This window comes from Mycolicibacterium sp. XJ1819, from assembly GCF_053483675.1.
In genome coordinates, this window is record NZ_JBEFST010000003.1 from 117,103 (window position 1) to 134,195 (window position 17,093).

The 17,093-nt window shown below is 67.6% G+C and carries 16 protein-coding genes and 2 pseudogenes; 8 read left to right on the top strand and 10 right to left on the bottom strand.

The annotated features are described in order from the left end of the window. Positions 1-69: 69 nt before the first annotated feature. Complete coding sequence (arc, locus tag ABQE89_RS04095; RefSeq protein WP_448414409.1) at positions 70-1,914, bottom strand: proteasome ATPase; 1,845 nt, start codon at positions 1,912-1,914, stop codon at positions 70-72. A 145-nt stretch (positions 1,915-2,059) separates the two neighbouring features. Between arc and ABQE89_RS04100 the strand changes: the two genes are divergently transcribed. Genes ABQE89_RS04100 through ABQE89_RS04110 form a run of 3 tightly spaced genes read left to right on the top strand, consistent with a single transcriptional unit; the run spans position 2,060 to position 3,494 of the window. Continuing rightward, complete coding sequence (locus ABQE89_RS04100) at positions 2,060-2,596, top strand: MTB12 family secreted protein (protein WP_448414411.1); 537 nt, start codon at positions 2,060-2,062, stop codon at positions 2,594-2,596. A 45-nt stretch (positions 2,597-2,641) separates the two neighbouring features. Next, positions 2,642-3,187, top strand: coding sequence for a lipoprotein LppK (locus ABQE89_RS04105; RefSeq protein ID WP_448414413.1), 546 nt, complete (start codon positions 2,642-2,644; stop codon positions 3,185-3,187). Between the two features lie 10 nt (positions 3,188-3,197). Continuing rightward, positions 3,198-3,494, top strand: coding sequence for a DUF503 domain-containing protein (locus ABQE89_RS04110; RefSeq protein WP_448414415.1), 297 nt, complete (start codon positions 3,198-3,200; stop codon positions 3,492-3,494). Here ABQE89_RS04110 and ABQE89_RS04115 read toward each other — a convergent pair. Then, entirely contained in the window at positions 3,491-4,339 is an 849-nt protein-coding gene (locus ABQE89_RS04115) for a tRNA (adenine-N1)-methyltransferase (RefSeq protein ID WP_448414417.1), read from the bottom strand. The two genes, ABQE89_RS04110 and ABQE89_RS04115, sit on opposite strands and share 4 nt — an antisense overlap. Positions 4,340-4,413: 74 nt before the next feature. Between ABQE89_RS04115 and ABQE89_RS04120 the strand changes: the two genes are divergently transcribed. Genes ABQE89_RS04120 through ABQE89_RS04140 form a run of 5 tightly spaced genes read left to right on the top strand, consistent with a single transcriptional unit; the run spans position 4,414 to position 7,657 of the window. Next, positions 4,414-5,316 carry a RecB family exonuclease gene (locus tag ABQE89_RS04120; RefSeq protein WP_448414419.1) on the top strand — a complete coding sequence of 301 codons (903 nt, stop codon included), beginning with the start codon at positions 4,414-4,416 and terminating at the stop codon, positions 5,314-5,316. Continuing rightward, positions 5,313-6,107, top strand: coding sequence for a thioesterase family protein (locus ABQE89_RS04125; protein ID WP_448414421.1), 795 nt, complete (start codon positions 5,313-5,315; stop codon positions 6,105-6,107). Before ABQE89_RS04120 ends, ABQE89_RS04125 begins: the two co-directional genes overlap by 4 nt. A gap of 53 nt (positions 6,108-6,160) precedes the next feature. Continuing rightward, the gene (locus tag ABQE89_RS04130; protein ID WP_448414423.1) at positions 6,161-6,478 is read left to right on the top strand and encodes an ArsR/SmtB family transcription factor; all 318 of its coding nucleotides are present in this window, start codon (positions 6,161-6,163) and stop codon (positions 6,476-6,478) included. Further along, positions 6,475-7,029 carry an SRPBCC family protein gene (locus ABQE89_RS04135; protein WP_448414425.1) on the top strand — a complete coding sequence of 185 codons (555 nt, stop codon included), beginning with the start codon at positions 6,475-6,477 and terminating at the stop codon, positions 7,027-7,029. The genes ABQE89_RS04130 and ABQE89_RS04135 overlap by 4 nt, the downstream gene beginning before the upstream one ends. After that, on the top strand, positions 7,010-7,657 hold the full coding sequence (locus ABQE89_RS04140; protein ID WP_448414427.1) for a flavodoxin family protein: 648 nt from the start codon (positions 7,010-7,012) through the stop codon (positions 7,655-7,657). Before ABQE89_RS04135 ends, ABQE89_RS04140 begins: the two co-directional genes overlap by 20 nt. Here ABQE89_RS04140 and ABQE89_RS04145 read toward each other — a convergent pair. The 8 genes and pseudogenes from ABQE89_RS04145 to ABQE89_RS04180 all read right to left on the bottom strand — a co-directional run. After that, complete coding sequence (locus tag ABQE89_RS04145; protein WP_448414429.1) at positions 7,608-8,978, bottom strand: FAD-containing oxidoreductase; 1,371 nt, start codon at positions 8,976-8,978, stop codon at positions 7,608-7,610. The genes ABQE89_RS04140 and ABQE89_RS04145 overlap by 50 nt on opposite strands. 7 nt (positions 8,979-8,985) lie before the next feature. After that, positions 8,986-9,471 carry a DUF4126 family protein gene (locus ABQE89_RS04150; RefSeq protein ID WP_448414430.1) on the bottom strand — a complete coding sequence of 162 codons (486 nt, stop codon included), beginning with the start codon at positions 9,469-9,471 and terminating at the stop codon, positions 8,986-8,988. Between the two features lie 69 nt (positions 9,472-9,540). Next, the gene (gene hisG, locus ABQE89_RS04155; RefSeq protein ID WP_448414431.1) at positions 9,541-10,434 is read right to left on the bottom strand and encodes an ATP phosphoribosyltransferase; all 894 of its coding nucleotides are present in this window, start codon (positions 10,432-10,434) and stop codon (positions 9,541-9,543) included. Continuing rightward, a complete protein-coding gene (locus ABQE89_RS04160) occupies positions 10,434-10,715 on the bottom strand; it encodes a phosphoribosyl-ATP diphosphatase (RefSeq protein WP_448414433.1) in 282 nt (93 codons plus the stop codon). Before ABQE89_RS04160 ends, hisG begins: the two co-directional genes overlap by 1 nt. 43 nt (positions 10,716-10,758) lie before the next feature. Beyond that, the gene (locus tag ABQE89_RS04165; protein WP_448414435.1) at positions 10,759-12,210 is read right to left on the bottom strand and encodes a sugar porter family MFS transporter; all 1,452 of its coding nucleotides are present in this window, start codon (positions 12,208-12,210) and stop codon (positions 10,759-10,761) included. A gap of 51 nt (positions 12,211-12,261) precedes the next feature. Beyond that, a pseudogene (locus ABQE89_RS04170) lies at positions 12,262-12,937 on the bottom strand (HAD family hydrolase). Between the two features lie 29 nt (positions 12,938-12,966). Beyond that, entirely contained in the window at positions 12,967-16,689 is a 3,723-nt protein-coding gene (metH, locus tag ABQE89_RS04175; RefSeq protein WP_448414437.1) for a methionine synthase, read from the bottom strand. 241 nt (positions 16,690-16,930) lie between these two features. After that, positions 16,931-17,053 (bottom strand): annotated as a pseudogene (locus tag ABQE89_RS04180) (hypothetical protein); the annotation flags it as partial. Positions 17,054-17,093: the final 40 nt, after the last annotated feature.

Consider the following 17,093-nt stretch of genomic DNA (forward strand, 5'->3'; position numbering starts at 1 on the left):
GAGACACGGCGCGTCGCCCGCAGACACGCACGCTCGCGCCAGAAGGGGCCAGAGAGGACCAGAGCGGAGTTACAGGTACTGGCCCAGGTTGCTCTCGGTGTCGATGGCCCGCGAGGCGCTGCCGCTCTTGCCGGTGACCAGCGTGCGGATGTAGACGATCCGCTCGCCCTTCTTGCCCGAGATCCGCGCCCAGTCATCGGGATTGGTGGTGTTGGGCAGGTCCTCGTTCTCGGCGAACTCGTCGACGATCGAGTCCAGCAGATGCTGGATGCGCAGACCGGGCTGTCCGGTCTCCAGCACCGACTTGATCGCGTACTTCTTGGCTCGGTCGACGACGTTCTGAATCATCGCGCCGGAGTTGAAGTCCTTGAAGTACATGACCTCTTTGTCGCCGTTGGCGTAGGTGACCTCGAGGAACCGGTTGTCGTCGATCTCGGCGTACATCCGGTCGACGACCTTGACGATCATGGCCTGGATGCAGGCCGTGCGGTCGCCGTTGAACTCGGCGAGGTCGTCGGCGTGCACCGGCAGGTCCTCGGTGAGGTACTTGCTGAAGATGTCCTGGGCGGCTTCGGCATCCGGCCGCTCGATCTTGATCTTCACGTCCAGCCGGCCGGGCCGCAGGATCGCCGGGTCGATCATGTCCTCACGGTTGGAGGCGCCGATGACGATGACGTTCTCCAGGCCTTCCACACCGTCGATCTCGCTGAGAAGCTGTGGTACGACCGTGGTCTCGACGTCGGAGCTGACGCCGGTGCCACGGGTGCGGAAGATCGAGTCCATCTCGTCGAAGAACACGATCACCGGGGTGCCCTCACTGGCCTTCTCCCTGGCGCGCTGGAAGATCAGCCGGATGTGGCGTTCGGTCTCGCCGACGAACTTGTTGAGCAGTTCGGGCCCCTTGATGTTGAGGAAGTAGGACTTCGCCTCCCGGGCGTCATCCCCACGCACCTCGGCCATCTTCTTGGCCAGCGAGTTGGCCACGGCCTTGGCGATCAGCGTCTTACCGCAGCCCGGCGGGCCGTAGAGCAGCACACCCTTCGGCGGGCGCAGCGAGTACTCGCGGTAGAGCTCCTTGTGCAGGAACGGCAGCTCCACCGCGTCGCGGATCTGCTCGATCTGCCTGCCCAGGCCGCCGATGTCGTTGTAGCTGACGTCGGGCACCTCCTCGAGCACCAGATCCTCGACCTCGGCCTTGGGGATGCGCTCGAAGGCGTAGCCGGCCTTGGTGTCGACCAGCAGCGAGTCGCCCGGACGCAGCCTGCGCGGCCGGCCGTCGTCGGGCGCGTCGGGGTCCTCGGGTTCCTCGGGCAGATACTCCGCCGACACCAGCGGCTCGGCCAGCCAGACGATGCGTTCCTCGTCGGCATGCCCCACCACGAGCGCGCGGTGGCCGTCGGCCAGGATCTCGCGCAGCGTGCTGATCTCGCCGACCGCTTCGTAGTTGCCCGCCTCGACGACGGTCAGCGCCTCGTTGAGCCGGACCGTCTGGCCCTGCTTGAGCGTCTTGGTGTCGATGTTCGGTGAGCACGTCAGCCGCATCTTGCGACCGGAGGTGAACACGTCGACGGTGTCGTCGTCCTGGACGCCGAGCAGCACGCCGTACCCGCTTGGCGGCTGACCGAGCCGGTCGACTTCCTCACGCAGCGCCAGCAACTGCTGACGCGCCTCTTTGAGGGTCTCCATCAATTTCGCGTTTCGGGCCGCGAGCGAGTCGATCCGGGCCTCGAGCTGATGCACATCCCTGGCGCTGCGCAGGCCGCTTTGCGGTCCTACAGCGTTCTCCAGTTGCTCGCGCAGGATCGCCGCCTCACGGCGCAGCTCTTCGAGCTCGGCCGCATCCTCGCTGGACATGCCTGACCCATGGGGGCTGGAGCCGTCGGAGTAGGCTCCAGAACGCTCTGATTCACTCATGTTGCGCCCCTTCCCGCACCGGCAGTTGGTGCAGTAACAACTTCAACGCTACCGGCGATTCAGCCATTGTGTGTGTTCTAGGAATTCGACACACCAGCAGCACTGTTAGCCTCTGTGATGAATTTGGCCAATCGAAAGGACAACCGTGACCCTGAAAACCCTCGTTACCGGCTTGATAACAGGGGGCGCAGCGGCCGCTCTGGTCGCCGGTGCCGCGGCAGGTGTGACATCGATTGCAACTCCCTCGAATCCCTTTGTATCCGATTCTGCGGTTTCCGCCAGCGCTGAGGTCGCGCCCGTGGTGCACGGCATCCCGATGCCACAGGCGCCCGCGCCCGAGCTGGAGGGGCCGTTGCTGACGACCCTCAACGCGCTCGCCGGGCCGGGTTCGTTCAGTCCCAGCGGCAACAAGTCGGCCTACATCCAGGGCGGCACCGGCCGACTGGAGGGCATCACCGCCGACCGCGCCTTCAACAACGCGGCGCGCGAGGGCAAATTCCCGCTGAGCTTCATCGTCGCCAACATCGACCAGATAGGCGGCGTGGCCACCGCAGACGTCACCGCCACCGCGGCCACCGGCGGCACCGCCACCCAGAACATCCAGTTCGTCGCGGGCCCGAGCCCGACGGGGTGGCAGATCGCGAAGGGCTCCGCACTGTCCTTGCTGTCCTCGGTCGGCTAATTTCGTCTGGTGCACCGCACCTCTCGTACCACTCGTATCGGAGCCGTGGGCGCCGTCGCGATCGCGGCGGCGCTCGGGCTCGGGGGATGTACCGACCGGATCGACCCGCCCCCGACCACACCGGTGACGCTCACGCCGCCCAGCCCGTTCGTGGCCGCCGAGGACGCGCCGCCGATGCCGTTGCCGCCGCCCGAGGCGCTCATCGACGTCATGGTGCGGCTGACCGACCCCGCGGTGCCCGGCGCCGAGAAGGTCGGGCTGATCCAGTTCGGCAAGCCGACGGACGGGCCCGCGCTGGACAGTTTCGACCGCGCGATCAGCGACGCCGGTTTCCGGCCGCTGGTCTTCGAGGCGCACGACCTGCAGTACGTGCAGGGCGATCGCGGAAACGTGACGGCGTCGTTCGTGATCAGGACCGCCAACCCCCGCGTCGGTGACGGCGGTGACTTCCGGTTCCCGATGGAGTTCGCCCACGGCGACGGCACCTGGCAGCTGACCCGCCAGACCGCGGACATGCTGTTGGAGTTCGGCGGCTCGCCGGCCCCGCCGGCACCGCCGGTGGTCACCGAACCGGCCCCGCCGCCTCCCTGAGCGCGCGGCGATGTGGATCGGCTGGCTGGAGTTCGACCTCCTGCTCGGCGACGTGCATTCGCTGAAGCAGAAGCGGTCGGTCATCCGTCCCGTCATCGCCGAACTGCAGCGCCGGTTCGCGGTCAGCGCCGCCGAAACCGGCGGCCAGGATCTGCGGCGGCGCGCCCACATCGGGCTGGCGGTGGTGTCGGCCGACCGTCGACATGCCGTTGACGTGCTTGACGCCGCCGAGCGTCTGGTGGCGGCCCGTCCGGAGGTGGAGCTGCTGTCGGCCCACCGCGGTTTGCGGCGCAGCACCGACGACTAGATGCCACCGCCCAGTTGACGTTTGCGTCGCAGCGGCATCGGCGCCACCGCGCCGGGGGCCAGCTTGCGCGCGCTGATCAAAAACGCGGTGTGGCCGCGCATCGTGTGCTGCGGGCGCACGGCCAGGCCGACCACGTGCCAACCGCGCTGCATGCTCTCCCAGGCCCTCGGCTCGGTCCAGCACTGCTGTTCGCGCAGCGCCTCGACCGCGCGTGACAGCTGGGTCACCGTCGCGACGTAGATCATCAGCACCCCGCCCGCCACCAACGCCTTGGCCACGGCGTCGAGCACCTCCCACGGCGCGAGCATGTCGAGCACCACCCGGTCGACTTCCGGTCCGTCGTAGTCGGCGAGGTCGGCGGTCACCAACTCCCAGTTGTCCGGCCGCGCGCCGAAGAAGGTCTCCACGTTGCGCACGGCGTGCTCGGCGTGGTCCTCGCGCACCTCGTAGGAGACCACCCGCCCGTCGGGACCGACCGCGCGCAGCAGCGAGCAGGTCAGCGCACCCGAACCGGCGCCGGCCTCCAGCACCCTGGCGCCGGGGAAGATGTCGCCCTCGTGCACGATCTGCGCGGCGTCCTTGGGATAGACCACCTGCGCGCCGCGCGGCATCGACATCACGTAGTCGACCAGCAGGGGCCGCAGCACCAGGAACTGATCGCCGTTGGTGGACTTGACCACGCTGCCCTCGGGCAGCCCGATCACGGTGTCGAGCGCGATCACCCCGCGGTGGGTGTGGAACTCCCCGCCGGGGGTCAGCACCATCGTGTAGTGCCTGCCCTTCGCATCGGTCAGCTGAACGCGGTCACCGACGGCGAACGGACCGGACGACGATCTTGCAGACACAGCTGTTCAGCCTGCCAGCCGACGCGCCGTCACGGGTGTCCGGGGTTGTCCGAGGGTCGACCTAGTCTGGCCTCATGACCGATAAGCCGGACCCGACCGGCCCGCCGGTTGAGCCGGCCAGGCGCCCGGCGTTGTCGCCGTCGCGGGCGGCCGACTTCAAACAGTGCCCGCTGCTCTACCGGTTCCGGGCCATCGACCGGCTGCCCGAACCGTCGTCGACCGCGCAGGTTCGCGGCTCGGTGGTACATGCCGCGCTCGAGCAGTTGTATGGACTGCCGGCCGCCGAGCGCGGACTGAAGACCGCGGTGACGCTCGTCGACCCGGCCTGGCAGCGACTGCTCACCGAACAGCCCGAGCTCGCCGAGTTCGAGCCCGCGCTGCGCGCCGAACTGCTCGACGAGGCGCGCGCGCTGCTGTCGGGGTACTACCGGCTCGAAGATCCGACGCGGTTCGACCCGCAGAGCTGTGAACAACGCGTGGAGGTCGAGCTCTCCGACGGCACGCTGCTGCGCGGCTTCGTCGACCGCATCGACGTCGCGCCCACCGGTGAACTGCGCATCGTGGACTACAAGACCGGCAAGGCACCGCCGGAGGCGCGGGCGCTCGCGGAGTTCAAGGCCATGTTCCAGATGAAGTTCTACGCCGTCGCGGTACTGCGCTCGCTCGGCGTGATGCCCACCCGCCTGCGGCTGCTGTATCTGGCCGACGGGCAGGTGCTGGACTACTCCCCCGACCGCGACGAGCTGGCGCGGTTCGAGAAGACCCTGATGGCGATCTGGCGGGCTATCCGATCAGCCGGTGCCACAGGCGATTTCCGGCCACGCCCGTCCCGGCTGTGTGACTGGTGCGCACACCAGTCACGCTGCCCGCAGTTCGGCGGCACCCCGCCGCCGTATCCGGGCTGGCCGGAGCGTCCGGACGAGGGGTCGGCCGCCGATGACGACGCCGTGCTGCGCGCGTCGGAGCCCGCTGCGTGATCGACTGCCACTACCGCCGTGCCGGCAGCGACGGCGATTTACAGCTGTTCGATTCCACCGACGGGACCCGCAGCAACTGGAACCCCGAAATCCAGCACGGCTCACCGCCGCTGGCGCTGATGACCAAGCTGATCGAGGAACTCGCCGACGGCAGCGGGCTGCGCATCGGCCGGCTCACCCTGGACATCCTCGGCGCCATTCCGGTGACGACGGTCGGGGTGCGGGCGTGGGTGGAGCGCCCGGGTCGGCGGATCTCGCTGATGGTCGCCGAGATGTCGACGCCGGGCGCCGACGGCGCGCGCCGCGTGTTGGCCAGGGTCACGGCGTGGCTGCTGGCCACCAGCGACACCGCCGATGCGGCCACCGACCGCTATCCGCCGCTCGTCGAAGGCGAACCGCGCGACGTTCCGCACGCCTGGATGGGGGCACCGGGCTACCTCGAGACGGTCAGCTGGCGTCGGCAGCCCGACACCGGCGGCTCCGGGAACGTCATCTGGCTGAGTCCCCTTGTGCCACTGGTAGATTCGGAGCCGACGACGGACCTGCAGCGGCTCGCCATGGTGGTCGACTCGGCCAACGGCGCGGGGGCCGCCCTGGATCCAGACGAGTTCGTCTTCATGAACACCGACACCGCGGTGCACCTGCATCGGCTGCCGAGCGGGGGCAACTTCGCGCTTCGCGCCCGCGGATCGATCGGTCCGGACGGCGTCGGTGTGACCACCGCGGAACTGTTCGACCGAACCGGGTTCATCGGCACCGCGGCACAGACCCTGTTGGTACAACGCCGCTGACGCAGGAGTTATATGCGTTTGCATCTATATAGATCCAGTGACATACTTTGGTGGTGGATGTATTCGAGGCGGTAGCCGAGCCGAACCGCCGTGCGCTGTTGGACGCGCTCGTCGACGGCGAGCGCACCGCGGGCGAACTCGTCGCGACGCTTCCGGACTTGACCCAACCCACTGTGTCGCGCCATCTGCGCATCCTGCGCGAGGTCGGGCTGGTCGAGGTGCGCCCCGACGGCCAGCGGCGCATCTATGCGCTGCGCGCCGACGGGCTGGTTGCCGTCGACGCGTGGATCAGCCGCTATCGCCGGTATTGGGCCGACCACCTCGACGCGCTGGAACGGCATCTGGAATCGACCCATGGAGAGACGCAATGACAGGGCGCACAGGACGATTGACCATCGAGGGCGACCGGGCCGTACTCACCTTCCAGCGTCGCCTCCGCTTCCCCGTCGACGCGGTGTGGTCGGCGATCACCGACCCGGCACACCGCAACGAGTGGATGGGCCACACCACCATCGATCCCCGCGAAGGCGGCATGATCGAGACGATGCCCGACGGGCCCCCGGCGCCGCCGGACATGAAGCGGATGACCGGACGCATCCGGGTGTGGGATCCGCCATTCGTGTTCGAACACGAATGGCACCAGCGCGTCATCGACGACGGCAACGAGAACTCGGTGGTGCGTTACGAACTGAGACCCGACGGTGACGGCACGCTGTTGACGTTCACCCATCGTGGGCTCGGGATCCCCAACGCCGAGGGGTTCCTGCCGGGGACACATGCCTATCTGGACCGCCTCGAGGCCCATCTGGCCGACGACCCCCTGCCCGGCTGGGCCGAGCGCTACCAAGAGGTCGCACAGGCGGTAACCGGTGACGAAGCAGCACGCAGAAAGGACGCCGACAATGTCACTGAACGGTCCTGAGATCGCCGCGCCGGCTCTGGTGATCGCCTATCACTCCGGATTCGGCCATACCGCTGTTCTGGCCGATGCGGTGGCCGCCGGTGCGTCTGAGGCCGGCGCCGACGTGCGCATGATCGCCGTGGCCCGGATGGCGGAGGCGGACTGGCAGACCCTCGATGCCGCCGACGGAATCGTGTTCGGCACCCCCACCTATATGGGCAACGTGTCGGCGGGATTTCAGTCGTTCGCCGAACAGACCGGCAGGCGTTGCCAGAACGGCACCTGGCGCGACAAGGTGGCGGCCGGGTTCACCAACTCCGGCGCCAAGAGCGGAGACAAGGTCAACACGCTGCAGTCGCTGGCGGTCTTCGCCGCCCAGCACCACATGCACTGGGTCAGCCTCGGTCTGGGTCCCGGCTGGAACAGTTCCACCGGCACCGACAGCGACCTCAACCGGCTGGGCTTCTGGCTGGGCGCCGGGGCGCAGACCGACGTCGACGCCCCATCCGACCGGGTTCACCCGGCCGATGTGCGGACCTGCCGTCATCTCGGCCGGCGCGTCGCGGCGGTCACGCGCCAACTCGTCGCGGGCCGGGCGCTCACTGCAACGGTGCCAGGTCCTGCAGCATCGTCGGCACCAGTTCGCTGACCGTGGGGTGGATGTGCATGGTGCGTGAGATCGCCGTGTAGGGCTTTCCCGCCGTCATGATGTCGAGGATGGAGTGGATCACCTCGTCGCCGCCGACGCCGAAGATCGCGGCGCCCAAAATTTGCTCGGTTTCGGCGTCCACCACCACCTTCATGAAGCCGCGGGTCTCGCCCTTTTCCACCGCTCGCCCGACACGAGTCATCGGACGCTTGCCCACCAAGGCTTTTCGGCCCGACCGGCGCACCTCCTCGGCGGTCATACCGGCCCGCCCCAGTGGCGGGTCGATGTAGAGGGCATAGGTGGGCACCCGGTCGCTGACCCGGCGCGGATCACCGTCGAGCAGATTGGCCGCGACGATCTCGAAGTCGTTGTAGGAGGTGTGGGTGAACGCCCCGCGCCCGTTACAGTCCCCCATCGCCCAGATGTGTTCGACGTTGGTGCGCAACTGGTCGTCGACGACGATGTACCCGCGGTCGTCGGTATGCACGCCGGCGGCGTCCAGGCCCAGGTCGTCGGTGTTGGGCCGCCGTCCGACCGCCAACAGCAGGTGTGACCCTTCGATCGGCGCCATGCCGTCGCGTGCCACCACCTCAAAGCCCTTATCTCGCTTCGTGAACCGGATGTCACTCGCGTTGAGGACCACGTCGATCCGCTCCGCTTCGAGAATCTCCTTGATAGTGGCCGAAACGTCCTCGTCCTCACGCGACGCCAGCCGCGGGCCCTTCTCCAGCACCGTGACCCGAGCACCGAACCGGCGGTACATCTGCGCGAACTCCAGTGCGATGTAGCTGCCGCCGACGATCACCAGATGCGCGGGAACGGTGTCGAGTTCGAGGATCCCGACGTTGGTCATGTAGTCGATGTCGGACAACCCCGGCATGTCGGGGACGACGGCGCGGCCGCCGACGTTGAGGAAGATGTGGTCGGCCGTCAGCACGGCGTCGTCGACCCGGATGGTGTGCGGATCCTCGAAGCGGGCGTGGCCGCGCAGCAACGTCGCACCCGGCATGGCGGACAGCCAGGACTCGACCCCGGTGCGGTCCTCGTGCACGATCTCGTCCTTGCGGGCCTTGACCCGCGCCATCTCGACACCGACGTCACCGGTGAGGACTCCGTATTCGGCACCGCGGCGGGCCAGGTGGGCGGCGTACGCACTGGCCACCAGCGTCTTGGTGGGTATGCAGCCGGTGTTGACGCAGGTGCCGCCGACGAGTTTGCGTTCGATGACCGCGACGGTCTGACCGGCCTCGGTGAGCCTGCCCGCCAACGGCGGGCCGGCCTGTCCCGCACCGACGATGATCGCGTCGAATTTCTCAGTCATGGCCCGGTCAGCCGACGAAGCTGACCAGGAACACGATCAGCAGACCACCGCCGACGGCGACCACGTCCTCGAGGATCGCGCCCGGCCGGTCGCGTCCGCCGTTGGCGTCGACCAGTCGCTGCCGGGCCGCGGCCCCGGCCAGGGTGCCCAACACGGCGCCGATGATGCCCGCCCCCGTCGCGCTGAAGGTGTGGAAGAAGGCGCTGCCGATCACCGCTCCCGCGAAAGCGCCGGTGATCAGCCGGGTGATGAACTGAAGCGCGGTCTTGCGACTCGGCGTCTTCGGCAGCTGATCGGTGACCAGTTCGGCCAGCAGGAAGATGGTCAGCACCGTGACGGTGATCGGATGTGCCATCCACTCCGACCACTTGCCGTCGACGTCGACCCACCCCAGCAGTGCCCCCCAGGCGACCAGCGCGGGCGCGGTCAGCGCCCGCAGACCGGCGATCACCCCGATCAGCAGAGCGAGCAGGATGACGAGGGCTTGCGTCATGGCGACCTCCGTGTCGGGCTAATCGACATCCGGACGCTAACACGGTGGGCCGCACCCGGCCGGTCGAATCTAAATGCGGCAGAACCGGATGTCGGAGGCCAGGATCGCCTTGGCGCCGATGGCCGCGAGTTCGTCCATGATGACGTTGACATCGCGACGTGGCACCAACGCGCGCACCGCAACCCATGCGGGGTCGGCAAGCGGCGCGATGGTGGGCGATTCCAGTCCGGGGGTGATCTCGGCGGCCCGGTCCAGCACGCTGCGCGGGCAGTCGTAGTCGAGCATCAGATACTGCTTGCCGAACACCACGCCCTGCACCCGCGCCGCCAGTTGGTCACGCGCGGCGGCGTTCTCGTCGCCTGCCCCGTTGCGTTCGATGAGCACGGCCTCCGAGGTACACAGCGGGTCACCGAAGGCCTCCAGGTTGTGCAGCCCGAGGGTGCGCCCCGAGCCGACCACGTCGGCGATCGCGTCGGCCACCCCGAGGTGCACGGAGATCTCCACCGCCCCGTCGAGGCGGATGACGGTGGCCTCGATCTTGTGTTTAACCAGATCTTTTCGCACCAGGTTCGGAAAGGCGGTCGCGATTCGCTTACCCGCCAGATCCGCCACCTGCCATTTGCGACCCACCGGGGCCGCGTAGCGAAACGTCGACGACCCGAACCCCAGCGCGAGCCGCTCGCGTACCGGCGCGTCGGACTCCTCGGTCAGGTCGCGTCCGGTGATTCCGAAATCCAGCTCCCCGGAGCCGACGTAGGTCGCAATGTCCTTGGGCCGCAGGAAGAAGAATTCGACGTTGTTACCCGGATCGATGACGGTGAGATCCTTGGAATCGGTGCGGCGCCGGTATCCGGCCTCGGCGAGGATCTCCGACGCGGGCTCCGACAGCGTGCCCTTGTTCGGCACGGCGACCCGTAACGTGACGGCGTTCGGCGATGAGCCGATGTGGCGTAGCGCGGCCATCAGAGTTTGGCGTAGATGTCGTCGAGGGTCAGACCGCGGGCGATCATCAGCACCTGCGTCCAGTACAGCAATTGGCTGATCTCCCCGGCCAGCGCTTCGTCGCTCTCGTGTTCGGCGGCCAGCCACACTTCACCGGCCTCCTCGAGAATCTTCTTGCCGATCCCGTGCACACCGCCGTCGAGCGCCGCGACCGTCCCGCTTCCAGCGGGTCGGGTGCGCGCGCGCTCGCTGAGTTCGGCGAACAGGGCGTCGAAGGTCTTCACGGCACGCGATTGTGTCACGCCGCCGGTGACGAAGTCACGGCGGTTTCCCCTGGCGGGCAGGTCAGTGCGCGGCCGGCCGTGTTTCGGCGCTCATGTCCTCCAGGTGCTTGCCCTTGGTCTCCTCCACCCAGCGCCACACGAACAGCAGCGACAGCACCGCGCAGACCGCGTAAAACCCGTAGGCCAGCGACAGTGAGATCTCACCCAGCTTCGGGAACGACGCGGTGATCAGGCAGTTCGCGATCCACTGCGCCGACGCGGCGAGGCCGAGCGCCGCGGCGCGGATGCGGTTGGGGAACATCTCCCCCAGCAGCACCCACACCACCGGGCCCCACGACATCCCGAACGACACGACGAACAGGTTCGCGGCGACCAACGCGATCGGGCCGGCGATGCCCTCCAGATGCGGTTGACCGTCGATCACCGGTGCGGTGCCGAAGATCACAGCCATCGTGCCGAGCGTGACGGCCATGCCCGTCGAGCCGGTCAGCAGCAACGGTTTGCGGCCGACCTTGTCGATCAGCGCGATCGCGATCAGGGTGGTGACGATGTTGGTCACCGAGGTGATGACGGTGATCAAAAACGCCTGGCTCTCGCCGAATCCCACCGACTCCCACAGCACATTCGAGTAGTAGAAGATCACGTTGATGCCGACGAACTGCTGGAACACCGACAGCGCGACGCCCACCCAGACGATCCCGTAGATGCCGCCGGTCGGCTTGCGCAGATCCGCCCACGACGGCGGTTTCTCGGACTTCAGTGACTCCTGGATGCGGGTGATCGTCATCTCCAGGTTCTTCTCACCGAGCAGCCTCGTCAGCACCCGGCGTGCTTCTGGAATACGGAACGTCGCAACGAGATAGCGCGGCGACTCGGGAATAGTGAAGGCCAGCCCGCCGTAGAGGATCGCGGGCAGCGCCATCACGACGAACATCCACCGCCAGGCTTCCATGTTGAGCCACAACACTTCTCGCGATCCGCCGGCGATGTGTGCCAGCAGGGCGTCGATCGCCAGCGAGACGAAGATGCCGGTGACGATCGCCAACTGTTGCAGCGAACCCAGCCGGCCCCGGATACGCGGCGGCGACGTCTCGGCGATGTAGGCCGGCGCGATGACGGAGGCCACTCCCACGCCGATGCCGCCGACCACCCGGAAGATGCCGAACATCCAGACGTTGACCGCCAGGCCCGTGCCGAACGCGCTGATGAAGAACAGCACCGCGGCGATCTTCATCACCGAGAGCCGGCCGATCCGGTCGGCCAGCCGGCCCGCCACCACCGCGCCGAGTGCCGCGCCGATCAGGGCCGCGGCGACCGCGATGCCCACCACCAACTCGCCGATCCGGAAGTGGTCGCGCACCGCCGAGATCGCACCGTTGATGACCGCACTGTCATATCCGAACAGCAGACCGCCCAGCGCCGCCACGGCAGCGATGCGGACCACTCGGGCGCTGTGCTCGGATTCCTCGTAGTCCAGTCCGTCTTCGGTGCCGCCCGCGGATCCGTGCGTCATCTGTGGCCCTCCGCATCGTTGCCGAGCCACATTCAATCACCTACGCGCGCGTCAGGCGGTCCGTTCGGCGACGAGTTCTCGGTGCAACCCCGCAAGATCGGAGACGTCCAGGCCAGCCAGCGAGGCCGCGTGGCGGCGCCGCGGGCCGGCGGGTACCGCGGCGCCGTTGGGCACCACCAGCACCGGACACCCCGCGGTTTCGGCCGCCGCGGCGCCGGTGGCCGAATCCTCGACGGCCAGACACCTCTCGGGGGCGACACCGAGCAACGCCGCCGCCCGCGCATACGGGTCGGGCGCCGGCTTGCCACGCGGCACTTCGTCGCCGCACACGGTCACCGAAAAGTAGTGGCTGCCAATGCTGTTCAAGGCACGGTCGGTCAGCGCGCGCTGGGTGTTGGTCACCAGTGCCATCGGAATCCGCTCGGCCAGCACCGAATCCAGCAGCTCCTGGGCTCCGTCACACCAGGCCAACCCGCCGTCGAACAACTCCGCGGTGTAGGCGTGCAGCCACCGGTCGGACTCGGCCATCGCCTCCGGATCCGGTGCCAGGCCGAGGTCGGCGTAGACCGTGCGGATGGTGTTGTCCGCGGAACTGCCGACAAGCGCCGCGCCGAACCTGCGCGGTCAGCTCGCCGCCCAATTCGGCGTAGAGCGCCGCCAACGAGATGTCCCAGAGCTTTTCGGAGTCGACGAGCGTGCCGTCCATGTCGAACAGCACCGCCTGCATCTCGTGACCCTTCCCGACGACCGTCAGGCTCAGTCCTCCGGGTTGTAGCTGAGGTTGGAGCTCAGCCAGCGCTCGGCTTCCTTCAGGGTCCAGCCCTTGCGGGTGGCGTAATCGGCGACCTGATCCTGGGCCAACCGGCCGACCACGAAGTACTGCGACTGCGGATGCGAGAAGTACCAACCGCTGACGGCCGCGCCGGGCCACATCGCCATCGACTCGGTCAACTCGATGCCGGTGCGTTCAGTGACGTCCATCAACTGCCACAGCGTCGCCTTCTCGGTGTGCTCCGGGCACGCTGGATAGCCTGGGGCAGGGCGGATTCCGACGTACTTCTCCGCGATGAGCGCCTCGTTGTCCAGCTGCTCCTCGGGCTGGTATCCCCATAACTCGGTGCGGACCCGTTGGTGCAGACGTTCGGCGAACGCCTCTGCCAACCGGTCGGCCAGTGACTCCAGCAGGATCGCGCTGTAGTCGTCGATGGCCTCCTTGAACTCCATGATCTTGTCCTGGCTGCCGAGCCCCGCGGTCACGGCGAACGCGCCGACATAGTCGGCCAGGCCGGTCTCCTTGGGGGCGATGAAGTCGCCCAGCGACCGGTTCGGGATGCCCTCCCGATGCTCGCCCTGCTGGCGCAGGTTGTGCAACGTGGCCAGCACCTCGGTGCGCGTCTCGTCGGTGTAGACCTCGATATCGTCACCGACGGCATTGGCCGGGAAGAACCCGATCACGCCGTTGGCCGTCAGCCACTTCTCCTCGATCAGGGTGTCGAGCATCTGCTGGGCGTCGTCATAGAGCTTGCGCGCAGTCTCGCCCGAGGCCGGGTTGTTGAGGATGTCGGGGAAGCGGCCCTTCATCTCCCAGGCGTTGAAAAACGGCTGCCAGTCGATGAACTCGCGCAACTCGGCGAGGTCGTAGTCGAGGAACTCGCGGATCCCCGCCCCGATCGCGGGCACCGGCGGCGTGTAGCCGTCCCAGTCGATCGGCGTGCGGTTCGCGCGCGCCTTTTCCAGCGTCAGCATCGGCCGCTCGGTCTTCGCGGCGTGGCGTTCGCGAAGAGACGCATAGTCCTTCTCGGTAGCCTCCAGCAGTGCGGGACGCTGGTTGTCGTCGAGCAGCGCGGCGGCGACCGGCACCGAGCGGGAGGCGTCCTTGACCCAGACCACCGGACCGCTGCGACGCGGCGATATCTTCACGGCCGTGTGCGCCCGCGAGGTGGTCGCGCCGCCGATCAGCAGCGGGATCTCCAGGCCCTCACGTTCCATCTCGACGGCGAAGTTCACCATCTCGTCCAGCGACGGGGTGATCAGGCCCGACAACCCGATCATGTCGGCGTCGTGCTCCTGGGCCGCGGCCAGAATCTTCTGGGCAGGCACCATCACGCCCAGGTCGATCACGGTGTAGTTGTTGCACTGCAACACCACCCCGACGATGTTCTTGCCGATGTCGTGGACGTCGCCCTTGACCGTCGCCATCACGATCGTGCCGTTGGTTCGCTCGGCGTCACCGGGCTGCTTCTCCGCCTCGATGAACGGCAGCAGGTAGGCGACGGCCTTCTTCATCACCCGCGCCGACTTCACCACCTGGGGCAAAAACATCTTGCCCGACCCGAAGAGGTCGCCGACGACGTTCATGCCGTCCATCAGCGGGCCCTCGATCACCTCGATCGGGCGCCCGCCCGCCGCCGCGATCTCGGCGCGCAGTTCCTCGGTGTCGTCGTCGACGTGCGCGTCGATGCCCTTGACCAGGGCGTGGGTGATCCGCTCGCGGACGGGCAGGGACCGCCACTCCGCTGCCGCGGGGTCTTCTTCCTTGCCCTTGCTGTTGAACCGTTCGGCGATCTCCAGCAGGCGCTCGGCGGCATCCGGGCGACGGTTCAGCACGACATCCTCGATGCGGTCCCGCAGTTCGGGGTCGATCGAGTCGTACGGCACCAGCGCACCGGCGTTGACGATGCCCATGTCCAGGCCGGCCTTGATGGCGTGGAACAGGAACACCGCGTGGATGGCCTCGCGGACGGGGTTGTTGCCGCGGAAGGAGAACGACACGTTGGAGATGCCGCCCGAGATGTGCACCCCGGGCAGGTTCTCCTTGATCCAGGCGCAGGCCTCGATGAAGTCGATGCCGTAGGTCGCGTGCTCCTCGATTCCGGTCGCCAGCGCGAAGCAGTTCGGGTCGAAGATGATGTCCTCGGCGGGGAAGCCGACCTGCTCGGTCAGGATCCGGTAGGCGCGCCCGCAGATCTCCTTACGACGCTCCAGGTTGTCGGCCTGCCCCTGCTCGTCGAAGGCCATCACGACCACGGCGGCACCGTACTTTCGGCACAGCCGCGCATCGTGGATGAACTTCTCCTCGCCCTCCTTCATGGAGATCGAGTTGACGATCGGCTTGCCCTGCACGTTCTTCAGGCCCGCCTCGATGACCTCCCACTTGGAGGAGTCGATCATCACGGGGACCCGGCTGATGTCCGGCTCGGAGGCGACCAGCTTGGTGAACCGGTCCATCGCGGCGACGCCGTCGATCATGCCCTCGTCCATGTTGATGTCGATGACCTGGGCACCGTTTTCGACCTGCTGCAGCGCGACCGACAGCGCGGTGTCGTAGTCCTCGGCCTTGATCAGGTTGCGGAACCGGGCCGAGCCGGTGATGTTGGTGCGCTCACCGATGTTGACGAACAGCGAGTTGTCGTCGATGTTGAGCGGTTCCAGGCCCGACAGGCGGGTGGCCACCGGAATCTCGGGCACCTGGCGCGGCGGCAGGCCCTCCACCACCTTGGCGATCTCGGCGATGTGCGCCGGCGTCGTTCCGCAGCAACCACCGGCGAGGTTGACCAGACCGGCCTCGGCGAACTCGGCGAGGTAACCGGCCTGACGCTCCGGGGTCTCGTCGTACTCGGCGAAGGCGTTGGGCAGACCGGCGTTCGGGTAGCAGGAGACGAAGGTGTCCGCGATCCGCGACACCTCCGCGATGTAAGGCCTCATCTCAGGCGCGCCCAACGCGCAGTTCAGGCCGACCGCGAGCGGCCGGGCATGCCGGATCGAGTTCCAGAACGCCTCGGTGACCTGACCCGACAACGTCCGGCCGGAGGCGTCGGTGATGGTGCCCGAGATGATCACCGGCCAGCGTCGTCCGCGCTGTTCGAACAACGTCTCGACGGCGAACACCGCGGCCTTGGCGTTGAGCGTGTCGAAGATGGTCTCGACGAGGATGATGTCGGCACCGCCGTCGACCAGGGCGGTGGCCGCTTCGAGGTAGGCGGCGGCCAACTTGTCGTAGGAGACGTTGCGTGCTCCGGGGTCGTTGACGTCCGGCGAGATCGACGCGGTGCGCGTGGTGGGTCCCAGCACGCCGGCGACGTAGCGGGGCTTGTCGGCGGTGCTGAACTCGTCGCACGCCGCCCTCGCGAGCGTGGCGCCGACGTAGTTCAGCTCGTAGCTGAGCTCCGACATGCCGTAGTCGGCCAGTGAGATCGCGTTCGCGTTGAACGTGTTGGTTTCCAGAATGTCGGCGCCCGCCTCGAGGTACTCGCGGTGGATCGCCTCGATGATCTGCGGCTGGGTCAGGTTGAGCAGGTCGTTGTTGCCCTGCAGGTCACTCGGCCAGTCCTTGAACCGTTCGCCGCGGTAGCCGGCCTCGTCGGGCCGGTCGCGCTGGATCGCCGTGCCCATCGCGCCGTCGATCACCATGATCCGCTCGCGCAGAGTGGCCGTCAGCGCATCGGTGCTGTCGGGGCGGATGTGGGGATCAAATGTCACGTGCGCTCCTTCCATAGCGGAAGGCGTCCTTGACTTCGCCGAGCGTGGCGGACATCGAGCGGGCACACTGCCCCGCCAGACAACCGTTGCAACGCCTCTCGACCAGACGAGTCTACGTCGTCACCCAATCGACGTTTGGACGCCCATGTCGTCGCTGCGATCAAACCCGACACGCTCGGCGATCGCCGTGCCATTGCAGCCGAACGTATTTCGTGGCGTGGCGGCATGCGGCGTTGGTGTGCTCGTCGAGGGTCGAGGTGGCGGCCGACATCGGGGTGCCCATTGCACCATCGCCGACCATGACCCGCCTCGACAGAGTCTCGAGCAAATCCGTGTCGTATGCGCGACTGGTCCCTTGAGTCACGCATACAGGGTAGTCGCATCGCGCAAATCCGCCTGTGAGG